We start from the raw sequence: 18,568 nt of genomic DNA, 5'->3' as shown, positions 1-18,568 counted from the left end.
ATGATATCTATAAAATTGGATTGACATTTAGTTTTAAAAGTTATATAACTAGTTGACTAGTTTAATATGTATATAAAAGGTGGTGAGCGAATTGAGTAAAGTGGATGAAGCGGGAATTTGGCTGAAAATGAGGGGCAAAGCAAAAAGTCCATTAAAAGTCGTTCCAAGGAATGCGCTGATCGGTGCGATTGGTGGATTTACTGCTATAGCTCTTTTAGCTTTTCTATCCAATTTGACAACAAGTATTTGGATTATGGCCCCATTTGGCGCAACCTGCGTTTTGGCTTTCGGTCTCTGGGATGCTCCATTGTCTCAGCCGCGCAATATTATCGGAGGACATTTTATTTCGACATTAGTAGGGCTGCTGTGTTTTCATCTTTTTGGTCAAAGCAGTTGGGTTTTGGCTGCTGCAGTAGGTTTGGCGATTGGCCTGATGATGCTGAGCAAAACAACACATCCACCCGCAGGAGCCGATCCATTAGTAGTTATTCTAAGCGGGAGCAGCTGGTCTTTTCTTTTTGAGCCCGTATTGATCGGATCTGTACTTATAGTAATGGTCGCTTTGATAATTAATAATTTGGACAAGAAACGCATGTATCCGACATTCTGGATTTGATTGGAGGAAAGCGGTATGGAGAATGTTTATCATGAAGGTGAGTTGAAGGTTCAAAATCTTACGGGAGAAGCGACGATCGCTGCCCAGAACGGGAAGATGATCAGTTCCCAGTTTTCGAATGGGATTATTAACTTTCTAAAATATCAACAGTTTGCCGTATTGTCATCCAAGGATCGCGCTGGGAACGTGTGGGTAACATTTTTGACTGGAGAATCGGGTTTTGCTGAAGTTCTTGACGAGCACCGAATTGTGATTCGGGCTGGATTAATAGAAGGTGACCCTCTTGCTTTGGAGCCGTTAGAAAGAGCACAAATAGGGCTCTTAATTATCGATACGAACCGAAGAATCCGGCTGCGGATTAACGGAACGGCCGAAAAGCAGAAGGAGCAATTGATTGTAACCGCGCATCAGATTTACGGAAATTGTCCCAAGTATATTCAGAAAAGATCACTTCGTCCGGAGAAAGACGATTTTAGGCTGTTAAAGTCGGAGCAGCGAAGCAAAGAACTGAGCCTGAAGCAGCAGGAGTGGATTTCAAATACCGACACCTTCTATATAGGCAGCGTGAGTAAGGAGGGAGAAATGGATGTTTCTCATCGGGGAGGAAATCCAGGTTTTTTACACTTAGTCAATGCGAAGACCATATTGTTTCCTGATTATTTCGGCAATTCGATGTATAACACATTAGGAAATATTTATATAAACCCTTCAACGGGTCTGTTGTTTATCGACTATGAACATGGCCATTCGCTTCATTTGACTGGTTTAGCTGAAATCATTTGGGATGAGGAGCAGGCGTCTGTTTTTCCAGGAGCAGAACGATTAGTGCGATTTAATATTGCGGAAGTAGTCCAAGTGAAAAATGCTACTGAAATGCAGTGGGGGGATACAGAATTGTCGCCATATAATCCGGAAGGCTGAGTGGCGCTCTGGAGAGGAGGTGAGGAAGACAACTGAAACTGTTTGAAAACGATAGGCCAAGAATTTGAAAAATAATTATTTTCAGGAGGATTAATATGAGTACTAATAAATATTTGATCATTATTCAAGCTAATCAACAAGATATGGGTAAAGCGATGCATGGACTGCTATACGGCCAAGATCTGCACGAGGCAGGGATGGAGGTTGAAGTGTATTTTGATGGAGCGGGAACGCAGTGGCCAAATGAATTTAGCAAGCCGGATCACATTATTAACCCGTTATATAAGCAAGTGATGAAGACCGGCATTCTCAAGGGAGGCTGCGGAGCCTGTGCTGGATTCTTTGATGTCGAGGAAGAGGTACAGCAAGCGGGACTTAAACTGGTTGGAAGTGAGACCAATAGTGGTCATTTAAACTTTTCTCAATTCATGAAGGATGGTTTTGTACCTATTATTTTATAAAAAGGGGGATATCCATGAATATTCAAAAGCTTCCATGGGCAGGTATACGAGTTGAATTAGAGGACTCATCTGTTGTGATCGATCCGCTTTATCATTTTCCCGCCAAGTTAGGCGAGCCCAACGAGCCTTTCTTTCCCTTAGAGTCATTTGGTTCTGTAGCTGCTGTCTTAATTACTCATCAGCATGCGGATCATTTTGACCCACAAGCGATTATTGCTGCTTATGGTGCTGATGTACGAGTATTCGTCCCAGTTGAAATCGTAAATTTAGCGACTACCAACGGATTAAGCAACGTATCTGGCGCTGCCCTCGGTGAAACCTTCGTTATCGGGCCATTCACAATTATTGCCGCTAATTCCGTGGACGGCTCGGGTGATCCGCAAATATCCTGGATCGTTCGCGGTGGTGGTAAGCAAATGATTCACGCTGGAGATACATTATGGCATGGGTACTGGTGGAAGCTTGTTAAAGCCTACGGCACGTTTGATGTCGCTTGCCTGCCTGTGAATGGAGCCATAACGCAATTTCCGGGAGTGTCTCCATTTAGTGACCAGCCAATCTGTCTTACGCCGGAACAAGCGGTTATGGCAGCATTGATCTTAGGCGCTAATACGCTGATACCTATCCATTATAAGGCAGCCCATCACCCACCACTCTATACGCAGACACCAGATATGATGAACCGCTTAATCGAAAACGCCAAGGATCGGATAAACTTAAGTGTTTTACAAACTAAAGAAATTTTCACGATTTAGGGAGGTAAAGGAATGACGAAGAGAAAGATCGATCATGTAGGGATTATGGTGAACGATATGGATTCATCCATAAAGTTCTATACTGAGGTAGCTGGACTCGAGGTGAAGGATCGAAACGTTCATGCCAATGGACTTGAAGTGGTTTTTCTGGGCTACGGCTTTGAGGATGAGACAGAAATCGAATTGATTCACGGCTTCAAGGACCAATTGCCTTCTGAAGGTAAGGTGCATCATGTTGCGCTGTCAGTTTCGGACATTCAATTGGAATGGGACCGCGTTAAGCAAATCGGTGTAGAGTTCATAGATCAAGAAATTGCAACCATGCCGAACGGAATTCGTTATTTTTTCATTTACGGACCTGAAAAGGAATGGATCGAGTTCTTCCAGAGAGTATAATATCGAGGGATGATTTCTGCTAAGGAGCTGTTTAAAATTGCATCAAAATCGAGTGATTTATCTACTTAGCTTTGGCGGATTTGTAATGGGAACTGCAGAAATCATTGTTGCAGGTATTTTAGGAATGATAGTCAAGGATCTTAATGTTTCCGTAGGTTTAGCTGGTCAATTGGTTTCTATTTATGCAGCTGTTTTCGCAATTGGTTCACCCATACTTATTTCACTCACTGCGAAAGTGGAACGAAGAAAACTGCTGCTTCTTTCTTTTGCTGTTTTTATCATTGGTAATTTAATTGCCTATTTTAGTCCCAATTTCACTGTTCTAATTGTGTCCAGAATAGTTTTGGCGTCAAGTGCAAGTATTTTTACAGTAGTTGCTTTGACAGTTGGATCTAATCTGGTAGCACCGGAAAAGCGGGGGAATGCCATTGGTATCATTATTATGGGATTTAGTACATCCTTAGTCGTCGGTGCTCCTCTTGGCACTTTAATAGGCGAGTATTGGGGATGGCGCTCCGTGTTTATTTTTATAGCTATTTTGGCCGTATTTGCAATGATAGGCATTTATGCTTTTATTCCAAAATTGGCAGGGCAAGAGCCTGTTTCATTTAAAGCCCAATTTAAGGTTTTGAAAAACAAGCGTATTATCAGTGGATTATTAATTACATTTTTCTGGATGATAGGGTATCAATTAATGTTTACCTATATCTCTCCATTTTTACAGAATTCCGCTGGCCTCAATACAAATATGATTAGTGCTGCACTTTTAGTATGTGGAATATTTGCTGTTGTGGGTTCTCGTGCTGGAGGATATGGTGCAGATAAATGGGGGATTAACCGTACCTTGATTTTCAGCCTGCTTTTTCATGCAGTCGCTTTGGCCATACTGCCGTGGGTGGCTGCAACATTAATAGGAGCTTTTTTTATTCTGGCCGTTTGGATTGGTTCAGCTTGGACGACTACACCTGCTCTACAATACTATTTGGTTTCACTTTCTCCCAAGTCCCCCGATTTGGCATTGGGCTTGAATAATTCCGTGCTTCAATTGGGAGTGGCTGCTGGGGCTGCGATGGGGGGTTGGGTCGTATACCAATTTTCCGTAATTAGTCTAGGCTGGGTTGGAGCAATCGCAATCATTTTCGGACTGTTTGCTGCACTTTACTCATTTTCTGTTAAGAAGGCTATTGAGATATAACAAACAGCTGTTGTAATAATTTACGATACTATGGAGGTAATACTAGTGACATATGCAAACCATTCAACTAAACAAGAGTCCATTCATTCCGGATTCGGGCCTAGAACTACGGCAACAGAAGCTTTAGGAGGGCAAGATTTAACTGGGAAAATTGCTATTATCACCGGAGGCTATTCCGGTCTTGGATTAGAAGCTACAAAAGTGCTTGCAAAAGCAGGAGCTACGGTTATCGTGCCAGCTCGTTCATTGGAAAGAGCACATTCGATTGTTGGAGCAATTCCTGGTGTTAAAGTGGAGAGCTTGGATCTTATGAGCCGGGATTCCATTGATGCTTTCGCACAGCGATTCCTTGCTTCTAATCGTCCCTTACACATTCTTATTAATGCTGCTGCCATTATGGCAGTCCCTCTAGTACGTGATTCTTACGGAAATGAATCTCAGTTCTCTACTAATCACCTAGGACATTTCCAACTAACTGCACGGCTATGGCCAGCTTTGAAGAAAGCAGAGAATGCGAGAATTGTCACCGTTACTTCACGGATAGCTAAGCTAAGTGAGATAGATCTGGAGGATCCGAATTTTGAACATCAAGAATATGAAAAGTGGACCGCCTATGGAAGATCCAAGATAGCCAATGCCTTATTTACTGTTGAGATGGATAACAAGGGCAAGGGTGATGGAGTTCGTGCATTCACTGTACATCCGGGTACGATAATAACGGATTTGGCACGTAATCTGTCTGACGATGAGCTGGGCGCAATGGGGGCCTTGAATGAAAAAGGGGAACGTGCTTTACCAGAGTTTAATGACGAGTTTAAGAATATAGAAGAGGGAGCAGCCAGTATAGTCTGGTGTGCCGTGAATCGTCAATTGGATGGTTTAGGTGGTGTATACTGCGAAAATTCTGATATTGCGGAAGTAGTTGCTGATGATACCAATCCTTTTCAACCTGGGTTGTATAAAAGAGCTGTTGATCCCGATTTAGCAGCTAAACTATGGGTTCTAAGCGAGAATTTAATAGGTTTCAAATTTAATCTATAAACAGTTCAGATATAAAATGATGATATGTTTGCAAAAGCCGATTGTTGACGAATTAGTGGAAAAATTTAAGCATCAAGCTACAATCGCAAGAGTGAATATCGAACATGAAAAAGAGTTGAAAGCCGAATACGGTATAACGAGTATTCCAACTTTGATCCTTTTTAAAGACGGATATAGTGTAGAAAAATTTGTTGGACTTCAAACGGAGGACTCCTTATTCCAAAAAATTAAGCTATATACTTCAATAGGGGATACTTGCTAAGTTACTGACCGAATTAAAAAGAGCACTGCACTACCAAACTGAGTAGAATATAAAATGCAGCCAGTATCCTCGAGGAGGCTGGCTGCATTTTGCTTGTTAGTTCAAATGAGACGACCATCATCATTCCATTGCCCATAGATTTTATTCATACGGGTATGTTCAATAAATTTTGTTAATCGGTTCTGGTATAACAGTAGATCATTTTGTACGGACTGAATATTGTCAATTTTAATTCTCACATATAGTTCTGGCAAGCCTTGAAAATTGCGATAAAGCACATCATCCTGACGCAGCTCTGCCATGATAATTTCATTGATTTTAAAAGATTCAACCTTCATATCGGGTAATACTTTTATTCCTGCTTCTGTCATAAATCCTAATTTATCTAACCGTCGTACACGTTCTTTATTGAGCTCTGTCCAGTTACTGTTTTTTTTCCTGGGAGAGAATCGTTGTCCTGTTTGAAGGTCATCCACCTTTTTTTTTTGTACTATCAACCCAGCCATAACACAGGGCTTCTTCAACATAATCTAAGTAGCTGGCAGAATGAGTCTTATTCATAATCAGCCAGCAATAATCTTCCATTTCATGGTAGTCATTTAGCCATTTTCGCCATTCTTGTCTAGTGTGAGCATGCACCATTTTATCTATTTCCATTAATCTGACCCCTCCTTTAATTACTAGTATAAGCCATCTAAACTGACACCCATATGTCAGTTTGATCTAGTGAATCTGAGGCTGGAAAAATGGATAATTTCTTGTAGCAAAGCAATAGTTTAACACCTTACATGTTTGCGTTTGAAACCAAGACGCCCTCCAGCTACTGCCTTTTGAATATTTTCAGAAGCAATTATGAAACTGCTTTTTGGCTTGTCCTTTTTGACTTCTACTGGACCTACTGCCTTGGCGGTCTCAACCGCCTTATCATGTAACGGCAAATAGGATGACCCCACTGTGTAAATAAAATTATTCATAGCGTATTTAGTTCGTTCGGGAGAATCGTGAATCGTATTTTTCACAATATCAAGCATATTTGCAATTTTGCTTTCAGAAAATTCACTGTCTGGGCGATTACCCAAAAGCCAACAGTAACAACTCCAGCCCGCTGACATTCTCAGTTCTTCACCGCTTGCGATCCATTTATCGGCAACTTCTTGTGCAATATCTGCTTCTGACAAGGTTACTGCAACCACCCAATCGGACAGCATATAACAATAAGCCGCATCCATCCAACGGTCAAAATCGGCTTCAGTCATTGCTTTGGGGTCTGCAATTATGCCGGCAAAGTACATTGCATCGTAGTTCCCAGTGGAGTAAAGCTGCTCAGCCAAAGGTTGATTTATTTTAGTTTTCTTGAAGATCGGCTTCATCTCACCTGTAGTCACACCAAAAAGTGGTTCTTGAGCGCCGTTGGATCCGTATATCTTCTTCATTCTTTCCTTGCCGAGAGCTTCAAGTTCCTGCATTACCATTTCTAAATTCATTGTTTAACCCATCCTTTATTGAGTTTTTTAGAGAAATGCTATCCGTTTATTACCCTTGTTTCACTAGGTTTTCTGCCGTACGGAAAGCTAAGGCAAGAATCGTCAATACCGGGTTAACGCCGCCATTGGTCACGTGCACGGAGCCGTCACTCACCCAAAGATTATCGTAACCATGTACACGACCCAAGGGGTCGGTGACGGATGTCGCAGGGTTGTCACCCATACGCAATGTTCCCGCTTGATGCTGTCCTCCACTAAGTCCGCCACCTGGCCTGGTTTGCCAAACCTTCTGTGCACCAGAGGCCCAAAGCCAATTCTCCGCTTGCTCTGCTAACAAGGTCGCAGCTCTAATTGACTCTGGATGGACATTTCCTGATAGTTGAGCGACGGGTATCCCGAAGCGATCTTTAACTTTTGGTGAAAGCCGCACTCTGGACTCGGCGGTAGAGATCTCTTGGATCGGTCCCTGAATTTGGCTAGTGCGCAAGAAGCTCTCGCGCATCGTTTCCTTGCCTGCGATCCCCCAACGCACCGCATCCGGGGCAAGCGCTCGATACCAATGAATGAGTGGTAATCGTGTGAATTCGTTGGCAAGAAATCCACCCCCGATAATCCCGCCACCGTTACCATGATCAAAGCGAAAGGTGGCAATACTTACTCCAGGACCCAAACCATCTTGAACGGGTTCATCAAAGAGGCCGTAGGCACCTGCGTAGACATGACCCTGAAGGTTTCGTCCTACTTGTCCATTACGATTACCTATTCCATTTGGTTCCAAATCGCTTGCTGAGTTGAGGAGGAGGCGAGCACTTTCGATCGCCCCGGCGGCAACCATCACATGCCCTGCACGCACTTGCCTACGCTGGATCGAGCCCGCGACTTCCTGCACTAGGCGAACCCCAGTGGCATGCTTTCCTCCTTCGGTATCGATGCGTTCCACCATGGTATCGCAGATCAAGTCACAGTTACCCGTAGCTATAGCCCTGACTAACATCGTGTTATGGCCGCCATTCTTACTATTGGTGGGGCAAGGAAATCCGACACATTGGCCGCACCGCCCACAGGCTGGTCGACCGTCACGTTCAACTGAGTTGATGAGTAGAGGAACTGGCCCCACGTCCCATCCCAGTTTCGCTGCCCCCCGAGCCAAGCGTTCTGCTTCCAACGTCATCGATAGCGCTGGCATTGGATATGGGCGTCGTCGGTTACCGCGTCCATGATGGGCATCCCCATCACCAGAAACGCCGACTTCCCACTCGGCCCGCTCATAATAAGGTTCAAGTTCATCATATTGAATTGGCCAATCACTTAGCGAACTTCCATCCGGAACCCCATAGCGACTAGCCATACGAAAGTCATCCTTATGGAATCTCCATGCTTGCGCGCCATAGACCCGTGTTCCGCCGCCTAAAGTCATCGCATTATTATGATATTCGCCTTCAAAAGGTGCAGTTATCCGCTCTTCTCCGCCCGCCAAAAGAATCGTACGAGGGTTGCCTTTCAACCCTGGTCCCGTGTTATGGCCATATTTGCTTAAACGATGGTTGCGCAAATGGTCGTTGCCTATTTCATTGTATTGAAGCCAGCTTCCGCGTTCGACAACGAGAACACGAAGTCCCGATTCGGAGAGTACTGCCGCTGCTACCGAGCCTCCGGCTCCAGCTCCCACGATAATAACATCATACTGGTCTCGAAGCTGGTCGAAGGCCAGTTGCGGTAAGTCTGTTTCTTGGACAGGTGCTTGGCTTTCGGAGACAGTGCCCGGACGAAATCCGATCATGTTCCACGATTTGCTTTCGTGATTACCGCCAGCCGTAGGGCTTCCATAGTAACCTTCAATAACAAAGCTCAATAAAGTGTCAAAGAATAATTTAGGTGAAACAGGCCAGTCCAGAAAACGATCATGCTCTAAGTCATGCAACAATCTGTCTTGCTCAGCTGCCAACAGTTCCGTAAACGGTTGGCCATGGAGACCTAATGCTTTTGCATCCAATGCGAGAAGGCCGGGTTCGATCAAATCAGTCCATATTGCCGGCACCTCACCGGCGTGAAGCTCAAGATATTTCAGGACTCCACCATTTGTCGCCGATGGCCATGCATCTTCCGGAATCATCCGATTGGCAACTGCTTCTAATATTGGACGAACCTCGCTCGATAAATCAAAGGTCTTCATCTACGTTCACCATCCCAAGACATTTGGCTTACAACCTGAAACTGACGGATTCTAATCATTCTATAATAATAAAAATTCATACGAATTCTCCTTTTTTTCTGCTTCATAACTATAATACTTCTATATAAAGAACTGATTTCCTTCAAATCGCGATTTCGGGATGAGCGATAACTTTAACAACCTGTTGCTATTATCAATACTGTTGAAAAATACAAATTTTTGTCCATTCCCTCCATTTTCATACTATTATTTTATCGGTATATTGGGATTAACACCACAATCAAGCTTAGGATCATTTAGTAATTTTATCTAAGTAAGTGCAGTCAAATAAAACAACAGGAGGAATAGAAAAGATGTATCTTCATGGGACGAGTCGGATTAATGGGCAGGGACACTTAGAAATTGGTGGCTGTGACACTACAGCGTTAGTAGAGCAATATGGAACACCTTTATATGTAATGGATGAGGCGCAGATTCGTCAACGAGCACGTGAATTTACGGAGGCTTTTCAAGCTTCTGGCTTCAGGTTTCAGATTGCTTATGCAAGTAAGGCATTCTGTGTAATGGCCATGTGTAAGCTTGCAGAACAAGAAGGATTATCGCTCGATGTTGTCTCGGATGGTGAGCTGTTCACAGCTCTAAAAGCTGGGTTTCCAGTAGATCGTATTCACTTCCACGGTAACAACAAATCTCCTTTCGAGATTGAGATGGCAGTGGATGCTGGAATCGGATGTTTTGTTGTAGATAATTTTACAGAATTACAGCTTTTGAATGAAATTGCCGGGCAACGGAACCGAAGAGTAAAAATATTGTTCCGCGTTACTCCAGGTGTCGAGGCTCACACTCACGACTACATCTCAACGGGTCAAACTGATTCGAAATTCGGATTTGATATCGGTAACGGACAAGCCAAACAAGCAATCGAAACCGCAATAAACTTATCAAATATTGAAATATTAGGTATTCATTCTCATATTGGTTCTCAGATTTTCGAGGTCGAGGGCTTCCGTATGGCGGCTGAGCGTGTGGCAGTTTTCGCAGCGACTATTCGAACAGAGCTTGATATTACTCTACAAGTAATCAATCTTGGTGGAGGATTCGGCATTCGTTATAAAGAAGGGGATACACCTCTTCAAATCAGCCAGTATGTGAAGGCGATCACTGAAGCTATTAAAAATTGCTTTGGACAGGTTAATTATCCGTTGCCAGAAATTTGGGTAGAACCGGGGCGCAGTATGGTTGGTGATGCTGGAACAACGTTATATACGATTGGCACTTATAAAGATATCCCAGGAGTTCGTAAATATGTAGCTGTTGATGGAGGGATGACGGACAATCCACGCCCTGCTTTGTATGAATCGGTGTATGAGGCTATGCTCGCAAACAGAGCGAATGAAGCCAATGAAGAGATAGTAACTATTGCGGGTAAAGCATGTGAAAGTGGGGATATGCTCATCTGGGACATATCATTACCTAAGTCTAAATGGGGTGACATTCTGGCAGTTTCGTGCACAGGCGCCTACAATTATGCGATGGCCAGTAACTATAATCGAATTCGCCGCCCAGCTGTAGTATTTGTTCAAGCGGGGAAATCGGATCTAGTCGTTAAACGTGAGTCACAAGCTGACATAGTAAATAATGATTTAATTCCAGAACGACTTTTTGGATAATGCCAGTTTAACTAAAAGATCTCCAAGATGCTGCCTGTTTCGAGTAATCTCTTTAAATTTCTGAGAATTTTGCCTCTATTAATAGAAGAAGGTGCTTCGTAACAGCTTGATGAGTCATAGTCATTTGTTTACAAAAGCTCTCCTAAGGTCTGTCATATTTTGATCAGTCTTCACATTTCTAAAGAACACATTCGTTAGCGAATTATTTTAAATAAACCGAATATATGTCTCTCACGGTTTTGAGTGCTGGATTAAAGTTGAGTTTAAATATTCGTTTACAGGAATATACCTGTCATGGTATATTTACTTCAGAAATTAAAATAATAAACTCTATTTCAGGAGGAATTATTCATGACAAACAAAATGATTACCAAAGCAGAAGGAAACGTACTTACACTCGAGCGCGTATTTGATGCACCGCGAGAGCTTGTATTCAAAGTATTCTCGGAAGCAGAACACTTAAAGCATTGGTGGGGACCTCGTGGTTGGACGCTTACTGTATGCAACGTCGATTTCCGCCCCGGCGGTGTCTGGCATTACTGTATGAAGTGCATAAATGAGGAGCAGGTTGATTTTTTTGGATTTGAATCATGGGGCAAAGCAGTCTACGAGGAAATTGTGGTGCCAGAGAAGGTCATCTTCGTTGACTACTTCTCGGATGCTGAGGGGAATGTAGTAGAAGGAATGCCTTCCTCCCATATAACGATGACATTGGTTGACCTTGAAGGTAAGACAAAGATTATTAGCCGTGGTCAATATGAATCGGCAGAAGCACTTAAAAAAGTCATGGAAATGGGCATGGAGCAAGGTATTACAGAAACTTGGGATCGTCTCGAAGAGCATTTGCAGTCCTTACTGTAATCTTATTATATTTGAAGCCGCCAGTCACAGAGCTGGCGGCTTTTTCCCTATCACAGCAATAAAACCCTAAACTACGCTATATTTCCGCAACCCCATCAGAAAATACATTTAATTTTTACGATCTAAATTTATCGTTATTAGACTGTTTAGAACAATGTTTCAATAAATATGTATACTGGTCGTCTAAAATTCGCATATTCGAATATTGCGCCACCTGCAAGCTGCATTCGGCGCCCAGCGCGCTTCGCCCATGCCGGGATCATTATCATGGATTTCGAAGGCAATGTGTCCTTTCGGGCTTAGCAGATCTCGGACCACTGCGGCGTTATACAATGGGTGCTTTAAGGCAATTGTATCGATTTCAGAAATTTTCATATCGTTGATATGGACTGTGATTCGCGGAGACGCCCCTTCGACGCGGATCTTGAATTCATTCCAATTGTTCCATTTCCAAATAGACAGGAACTGCTCACCGGTTGCCGCATAATCAAGAATTGCTGCTTTGTCGGGTGTCATGGGCTCGAGTGTGGTCGAGGGGTCTTCCAGTCTCAGCCCTACGGGATTACCATGCCCATCGTACTTCGCATCGAGAGTGAAGTTGATGCCATGGAAGCCGCCAATGCCATTGCCATAAATACCTCCTATATTTCCCGAACGACGGTGATCGAGAAGGATTTGGAACCCTTGGGAGCCGAGGGAAGACGTACGCACCAGAATGCCAGTATCCGCAGGCCAGTCGGGATGTGCTTCAAAGACCAACTCGAAATCACCATACACTCCATCGGTGAGGAGATAACCGCCGTAACCGCATCCGGGCGGAGCTTGCCGTCCGGTGATTGCACCATCCTCAACAGTCCATTTTCCTGATGTTTGCATAGCGCAACGGTATTCCTCGGTAGTAGTATCCGGTTCAGGTTGTCCAGGGGCGCGGGGAACAGGCAAGCGAGGGACGAAATGCCAACCCGCCAGTGTTTTTTCGTCAAAAATTGGGGTGAATGTTGCGTCGTTTTTACACATTTTGCCTCCTTGTTTATTTATACTAATCATATTCCGACAATAGGTTTGACTCGGTTAGGTTATTGTTCAATGAACCAGCGGTTCAGTGGACTGCGGAAACGTCGATAACCTGTCTCAAAACCGCAGTGACAAGCTTATGGTCCTGATTTCCAGGCAAACCGGAAACGACAACCGAGCCAATTAAACCTGCTCCGCGAACTCGAATAGGAAATGCCCCGTTATATGGAGCATATCGCGAAGGATCCAAAAAATAACGATCGGCGATCGTTTTGCCTGCAGCTCTTAACTCGACTTCCAAATAGTAAGAACTGCGACCGAATCGATCGACGATACACGCTTTCCGTGCGGTCCAGGCATCATTGTCGGCTGAAGTGCCCGGACAGGCATAATGAAATACTTGCTGTTCACCTATCCGTATATCAATCGTTATCGATTTACTTTCAGCCTTAGCTCGGTCAATGATCGCCATTCCGATACATAGAGCTGTTTCATTGGAGAAAGAATCGAATTGTAATTCCTTCTCCTCCTGTAACAATTCTTCTAACAACTGATCATCTGTCATTGGTTTCACACCTGCCTTCACAAGGGAATATTGAGTTCCGCAGCGACCTTTCGGATATAAGCGGAAGCTTGCTGATACTCTTCGTTGGTCGACAAATGCTCGATAATCAGCGTAGTATCCGGGTTAAGCTTGTTCATTTCAGTAAGGAAAGTTCGATAATCCAGATTACCTTGACCCGGTATAACCTCTTCTAGATGAACGGTTAAGTGATTCCTTAGAAGAATATCCTTAGCATGACAGTTTCGAATATAGGGACCGAGCTTCTCGAAAAAGTCACGTATCATATCGCCATTTCTGTAATAAATTCGAGGGCTGCTGATAATATTCACTGGGTCGAAGTGGACTCCGAAGCCTTTGCGGTCAATTGCCTTGATTAAAGAAAGGTAGGAGTCCGCAGAATCCGGAAATACCCACGGCATCATTTCCAAAGCAAATATCGTGCGCTCAGGTTTTACTGCATCGATGATTTCTCGCGTCGTTTCTACAATCAGTTCAAATGTTTCGTCACTCAAGTTGTCCGGATCCGGCCCATCCCATTGTTCGCCTCGTGATCCAGCGATATTGACACAGCATTGAGCGCCAATCCGTTCGGCAAGCTCCAGCCTTTTGATACAGTAGTTTATGGCTTTGCGTCTTACGTCATCATTCCGGCTTATAGGGTTGCTCCAGGCGCCGACCTCGGAAATTAAGATATCATTTTGTTTGGCCACTTTCAGATAATCATCAAGCTCGGCGATGTCTTCATCACCGCTGATGGGGCAGGTTGTGGCGCGAAAGCCTGCTGCTTTGAGAGCATTCACCCAAATCTCCGGATTTTTTTGTTCTAAAAAGACCTGGCCACCAAGCCGCAAAATAATCACATCCTTCAGTTATTTATAGTTGACGGAAGATTCCGTTTTGAGCAATTATATCATAAACGCGCGTTTATACAATAAAGAGATTATAAAACCCGATCCATGATTTTTAATTTTATTTTTGAAATAAAGCATTGACAGCGCTTTAAAACGCTATGTATAATGAGGGCATAAACACGCGTTTACGAAAGAGGTCAAACATCATTGAAAAACCCAAAGATCAAAAGTGAGGAAATAGCTCGGATAGCTGGGGTATCAAGAAGTACAGTTAGCAGGGTCATTAATAACTATTCGAACGTACCAGCTGAAACGCGTGACAAAGTCATGAAAGTGATTCAAGATTACAATTACTTTCCTGTTATGTCGGCTCAAGTCCTTGCAGGCAAACGGATGCGCACGATTGGCCTGTTTCTCATTGAACCTGGAAATGTTTCCAGTGATAGCCTGACGAATATGTTACTTGTCAGTGTTATTGAGAATGCTTCAGAACACGGCTATTATATCTTGGCAAACATTATTCGCGACACCAAGAATAAGGATACAATCAGAAGTGTAAAAGAAATTTTTATGCAAAAAAGGATCGATGGAGGTATCTTTATCGGCGCAGCGATAAATGAACCGCTGATTGAGGAATTGATAGCAGAAGGATTTGTTGTTGGCGTTGTTGATCAGAACCAAGAATATCCCCAATCCAATCGGATTGTTGCTAATTTTAACAATGATTCAGGTATGAAGCAGGCTTTGGCGTATTTGGTTGACCTGGGACATACAAAGATCGGCGTTATTAATGGGGATATGAACCGCCTTTCTGGTCAAACGAAATACGAGGGCTTCAAAAAGGCGATGCACCTGCATAATTTGCCTGTCAAACCGGACTGGGTTTTGCCTGGCGATTTTCATGATAGAAGCGGCTACGATGCGATCCAAACACTTTTGCACATTCCAACCGATCTGCCTACTGCCATTATTGCAGCCAATGACAGTGTAGCTTTTGGCGCTATTCGCGCACTTAAGGAACATGGATTGCAGGTACCGGAAGATATTTCCGTCATCGGTTTCGATGATCACGTGCTGAGTGATATGCACCATCCCGCACTTACAACAATTCGCGTCGATTTCAACGATATGTTGAAGCACTTGACCACAGATGTGATCGCTAAAATTGAGCTAGGTACAACGAATATTAAAGAAATCACAATGGATTGCAGTCTGGTTGTCAGAGATTCGTGCAAAAGGATCTAAATTTTTTTATCGACAAATAAACGCGCGTTTACGCAAAGGTAAACTAATGAGAGGAGGGATGTCGAATGTAGTAAACGGCTAATATTTTCGTAGGTATCCTATTTCTAATCACTTACTACAATTAAGGGGAATTAAAGTTAATCTTGCCAGGTAAGACAGATCAATCAAAGACTTTAAAACTCATGCAGAAGGATCAAATTTTTTTATCCCGCAATAAACGCGCGTTTACGACATGGATCAAATGCTGTGCCACTATGCAGTTTTAAAAATTAAAGGAGGAATTGTACGTGAAAAAGATGAAACTCAGAAGAGTTCTACCGTTCGTTCTAGTGACCTTGCTTATGGTTTTTATTATTGCAGCATGTGAAAGCGCTCCCAGTCAATCTGATGCAGGCACAACTAAGGAAAGTGCAGGTACTTCCAGCAATCCCCCAGAAAACATGGACCCCAATGGAAAATATTCGAAACCGGTAACGTTGTCGAGAGGCGTTCAAACTGCGGCTGCTACGAAGCTGCTAGATGGTGAAACCTTGGATGATAACCGTTGGAGCCGTTTGATCAAAGACAAACTCAACATTGACCTTAAGGTTTCTTTCTCTGCCGACAGCAGCACCGACGCATATAAAAACAAGCTGAATGCCATCATTGCTTCAGGCGACCTGCCTGACACATTCCAAACGCAGGATGCTAATGTATTTCTGCAGCTGGCAAAGAATGGACAGTTGGCGGATCTCACCGATGTCTATAACAAATATGCATCGGATTCAGTCAAGGCATATCAGACAAGATTTGCTGATTCGTTCAAGGGTGCTACGATAGACGGTAAGCTTTATGCCATACCGCGCATGAACGACAACTTCCACGAGGCGCCATTCCTGTGGATACGTGAGGACTGGCTTAAGAATACCAATTCTCAGCCTCCGAAGACCATAGAAGAAATGGTCGCTCTTGCAAAGAAGTTCGCTACCGGCGATCCGGATGGTAACGGCATAAATGGCGATACGTATGGACTTGCCCTCAACAAGGATCTTATCAGACAAAACCATGGCAGCATTCTTGGTTTGGTCTCCGCCTTTGCCGTTCCCGGACGTGATGAAAGTATGTTTTACCGCGACGAGAATGGCAAGATGACTTTTGCCTGGACCCAGCCGAACATGAAGGCAGCGCTTTCTCAGTTGGCAGATATGTATAAGGAAGGTCTTATCGACAAGGAATTTACCTCCAAAGACGAATCAGCGCTGGTTGAAGATATTACTAGCGGCAAGATTGGCATGGCTTACGGCAGCAACTGGGGCACATGGTATCCTTACAATAATGTTTACAAAAAAGATGGCGTTATCGTACATCCATATCCCATCCCCACAAAGGATGGTTACGATTACAAAATTGGTATCGAGAGCAACGCTGTTGGCCAAATGACAATGGTCAGCGCGAAAGCTAAGAATCCTGAAGCCGTAATCAAGATACTTAATCTGTATGATCAGACTGTCAATTACTCAACGAAAGAAGACTACCTCAAATATTGGTCGAATGAGCAGTATAGGCTGTCCCCAATATACATCGATCAGCCGGGTGAAGTTTATGCAGCTGATTTGTTGAAGGCCTTCGATAAAGGATCCTCTGACGGCCTTGCTCCTGCTGCAAAGCCCTTATATGACTATATTATTGGCTTTGAAGATGGATCACTTGCAAAAGACGATAATGCTTTTGGCACCTGGGGACAGATGTCCAAATCAGGCTCTCTGCCATGGGTATTGAACAAGTACATCCCCGATAATGCAATTGTTCAGAGCATCCTGGGTATTGAACGGCCTGAAGTGTGGTTGACCAATGTTTCTTCGCTGGATACGCTCACGATAACAACCTTTACCAATATCATTACAGGTGCTAAACCTGTCGATTATTTCGACACCTTTGTGAAGCAGTGGCTGAAGGCGGGTGGTCAACAGACTCTTGATGAGCTTGACAAAATGTATCCAGCTAAATAAGTTACACTAATTCAAGGACTGCGGTGGTTTAATTCCACCGCAGTTATATAAACAAGGTTTAGCTGATATGCAGCGCCGTGTCTATTCGAACTGCCGAAATCATCGGGCCTTGTTCCAAAATATGTACAGGTGGTGATAACTGGTGTTTGTAAATCTGAAGCGAAAAGATAAGATGCTAAGAGAGCTTCCTTTGTATTTCATGCTGCTCCCCGCAGTTGCTCTGGTTGCTATTTATAGCTATGGATCTATGGCAGGCGTTGTGATCGCGTTCCAGAAATTTGTTCCGGCAAAAGGTATGTTTGGACATCAACAGTGGGTTGGGTTTCAAAATTTCACTACGTTGTTTTCTATGCCAAATATATGGCCAGTTATTAAAAATACGGTCATTATTGCATTCTTTAAATTGCTTGGAGGCGTGATTGTTCCGGTTGTGTTTGCACTATTGCTCAACGAAGTCAGGAATTTGTTTACCAAACGCATTTTCCAGACGCTGGTCTATCTGCCGCATTTCTTATCCTGGGTTATATTATCCGGTATCCTTTTAAATCTTTTATCACCGGGTGAGGGGCTTGTCAATATATTCATATCCAAGCTTGGAATTGAACCGATTTTTTTCCTTGGCAATCCGGATGTGTTCCCAGGCACGATGGTAGTAGCCGATATTTGGAAGACTTTTGGATTCGGATCGGTCATATACCTGGCTGCACTTACAAGCATTGACCCTTCGCTTTATGAGGCCGCAGTTATCGACGGCGCAAATCGTTGGCGGCAGACATTACACATCACACTGCCTGGCATTTCGGCTATCATAGTGCTGATGACTGTATTGGGTCTTGCTAATATCCTAAACGGTGGTTTCGATCAGATCTATAATATGTACAGCCCTGTGGTCTATTCTACCGGCGATATATTGGATACGCTTGTGTTCCGGCTGGGCATTGAGCAGGCTCAATACTCGCTTTCCACAGCTGCTGGCCTGTTTAAGTCAGGCGTATCACTGGTATTTATCGTTGTGTCTTATTACTTGGCTGACAAATTCACTGGTTATAGAGTCTTTTAATGGGGGATAG

The 18,568-nt window shown here is 43.6% G+C and carries 18 protein-coding genes and 1 pseudogene; 13 read left to right on the top strand and 6 right to left on the bottom strand.

The annotated features are described in order from the left end of the window. Positions 1-127: 127 nt before the first annotated feature. From EHS13_RS21920 to EHS13_RS21885, 8 genes are all read left to right on the top strand, one after another. Complete coding sequence (locus EHS13_RS21920) at positions 128-616, top strand: HPP family protein (protein ID WP_155705467.1); 489 nt, start codon at positions 128-130, stop codon at positions 614-616. A 15-nt stretch (positions 617-631) separates the two neighbouring features. Continuing rightward, positions 632-1,537: a pyridoxamine 5'-phosphate oxidase family protein gene (locus EHS13_RS21915; protein WP_155702438.1), complete on the top strand. Its 906-nt coding sequence runs from the start codon at positions 632-634 to the stop codon at positions 1,535-1,537. Positions 1,538-1,632: 95 nt separating this feature from the next. Continuing rightward, positions 1,633-1,998: a hypothetical protein gene (locus tag EHS13_RS21910; protein ID WP_155702437.1), complete on the top strand. Its 366-nt coding sequence runs from the start codon at positions 1,633-1,635 to the stop codon at positions 1,996-1,998. A gap of 14 nt (positions 1,999-2,012) precedes the next feature. After that, positions 2,013-2,753 (top strand): MBL fold metallo-hydrolase, encoded by a 741-nt coding sequence (locus EHS13_RS21905; protein WP_155702436.1) that lies wholly within the window; start codon positions 2,013-2,015, stop codon positions 2,751-2,753. Positions 2,754-2,765: 12 nt separating this feature from the next. After that, positions 2,766-3,149 (top strand): VOC family protein, encoded by a 384-nt coding sequence (locus EHS13_RS21900; protein WP_155702435.1) that lies wholly within the window; start codon positions 2,766-2,768, stop codon positions 3,147-3,149. 37 nt (positions 3,150-3,186) lie between these two features. Beyond that, on the top strand, positions 3,187-4,344 hold the full coding sequence (locus EHS13_RS21895; protein WP_155702434.1) for an MFS transporter: 1,158 nt from the start codon (positions 3,187-3,189) through the stop codon (positions 4,342-4,344). A gap of 45 nt (positions 4,345-4,389) precedes the next feature. After that, complete coding sequence (locus EHS13_RS21890) at positions 4,390-5,385, top strand: SDR family NAD(P)-dependent oxidoreductase (RefSeq protein WP_227013470.1); 996 nt, start codon at positions 4,390-4,392, stop codon at positions 5,383-5,385. Positions 5,386-5,401: 16 nt separating this feature from the next. Beyond that, on the top strand, positions 5,402-5,647 hold the full coding sequence (locus tag EHS13_RS21885) for a thioredoxin family protein (protein ID WP_155702432.1): 246 nt from the start codon (positions 5,402-5,404) through the stop codon (positions 5,645-5,647). A gap of 101 nt (positions 5,648-5,748) precedes the next feature. Here EHS13_RS21885 and EHS13_RS21880 read toward each other — a convergent pair. The 3 genes and pseudogenes from EHS13_RS21880 to EHS13_RS21870 all read right to left on the bottom strand — a co-directional run bounded on the left by EHS13_RS21880 (position 5,749) and on the right by EHS13_RS21870 (position 9,304). Then, positions 5,749-6,304 (bottom strand): annotated as a pseudogene (locus tag EHS13_RS21880) (YdeI/OmpD-associated family protein). Between the two features lie 119 nt (positions 6,305-6,423). Further along, complete coding sequence (locus tag EHS13_RS21875; RefSeq protein ID WP_155702431.1) at positions 6,424-7,131, bottom strand: DNA alkylation repair protein; 708 nt, start codon at positions 7,129-7,131, stop codon at positions 6,424-6,426. A gap of 49 nt (positions 7,132-7,180) precedes the next feature. Then, entirely contained in the window at positions 7,181-9,304 is a 2,124-nt protein-coding gene (locus tag EHS13_RS21870; protein ID WP_155702430.1) for a GMC family oxidoreductase, read from the bottom strand. Positions 9,305-9,657: 353 nt separating this feature from the next. On the opposite strand from EHS13_RS21870, the gene lysA reads away from it, so the two are divergent. Both lysA and EHS13_RS21860 read left to right on the top strand, forming a co-directional pair. After that, on the top strand, positions 9,658-10,974 hold the full coding sequence (lysA, locus tag EHS13_RS21865) for a diaminopimelate decarboxylase (protein ID WP_155702429.1): 1,317 nt from the start codon (positions 9,658-9,660) through the stop codon (positions 10,972-10,974). A gap of 351 nt (positions 10,975-11,325) precedes the next feature. Then, positions 11,326-11,835 carry an SRPBCC domain-containing protein gene (locus EHS13_RS21860; RefSeq protein ID WP_155702428.1) on the top strand — a complete coding sequence of 170 codons (510 nt, stop codon included), beginning with the start codon at positions 11,326-11,328 and terminating at the stop codon, positions 11,833-11,835. Between the two features lie 183 nt (positions 11,836-12,018). Here the strand turns inward: EHS13_RS21860 and EHS13_RS21855 are convergent, their stop codons facing one another. The 3 genes from EHS13_RS21855 to EHS13_RS21845 all read right to left on the bottom strand — a co-directional run bounded on the left by EHS13_RS21855 (position 12,019) and on the right by EHS13_RS21845 (position 14,214). Next, positions 12,019-12,852 carry a 3-keto-disaccharide hydrolase gene (locus EHS13_RS21855; RefSeq protein WP_155702427.1) on the bottom strand — a complete coding sequence of 278 codons (834 nt, stop codon included), beginning with the start codon at positions 12,850-12,852 and terminating at the stop codon, positions 12,019-12,021. An 82-nt stretch (positions 12,853-12,934) separates the two neighbouring features. Further along, positions 12,935-13,414 carry a heme-degrading domain-containing protein gene (locus tag EHS13_RS21850; RefSeq protein WP_155702426.1) on the bottom strand — a complete coding sequence of 160 codons (480 nt, stop codon included), beginning with the start codon at positions 13,412-13,414 and terminating at the stop codon, positions 12,935-12,937. 17 nt (positions 13,415-13,431) lie between these two features. Next, positions 13,432-14,214, bottom strand: a complete 783-nt coding sequence (locus EHS13_RS21845; protein ID WP_227013469.1) for a sugar phosphate isomerase/epimerase family protein — start codon at positions 14,212-14,214, stop codon at positions 13,432-13,434. A 258-nt stretch (positions 14,215-14,472) separates the two neighbouring features. On the opposite strand from EHS13_RS21845, the gene EHS13_RS21840 reads away from it, so the two are divergent. From EHS13_RS21840 to EHS13_RS21830, 3 genes are all read left to right on the top strand, one after another. Then, positions 14,473-15,510: a LacI family DNA-binding transcriptional regulator gene (locus tag EHS13_RS21840; protein WP_155702424.1), complete on the top strand. Its 1,038-nt coding sequence runs from the start codon at positions 14,473-14,475 to the stop codon at positions 15,508-15,510. Positions 15,511-15,806: 296 nt separating this feature from the next. Beyond that, positions 15,807-17,498, top strand: coding sequence for an extracellular solute-binding protein (locus tag EHS13_RS21835; RefSeq protein ID WP_227014055.1), 1,692 nt, complete (start codon positions 15,807-15,809; stop codon positions 17,496-17,498). Positions 17,499-17,670: 172 nt separating this feature from the next. Continuing rightward, positions 17,671-18,558, top strand: a complete 888-nt coding sequence (locus EHS13_RS21830) for an ABC transporter permease (RefSeq protein WP_155705466.1) — start codon at positions 17,671-17,673, stop codon at positions 18,556-18,558. Positions 18,559-18,568: the final 10 nt, after the last annotated feature.

This window comes from Paenibacillus psychroresistens (genome assembly GCF_009728935.1).
GTDB lineage: Bacteria > Bacillota > Bacilli > Paenibacillales > NBRC-103111 > Paenibacillus_AC > Paenibacillus_AC psychroresistens.
The sequence above is the reverse complement of the archived record's forward strand: the minus strand, read 5'-3'. Positions and strand labels throughout refer to the sequence as shown.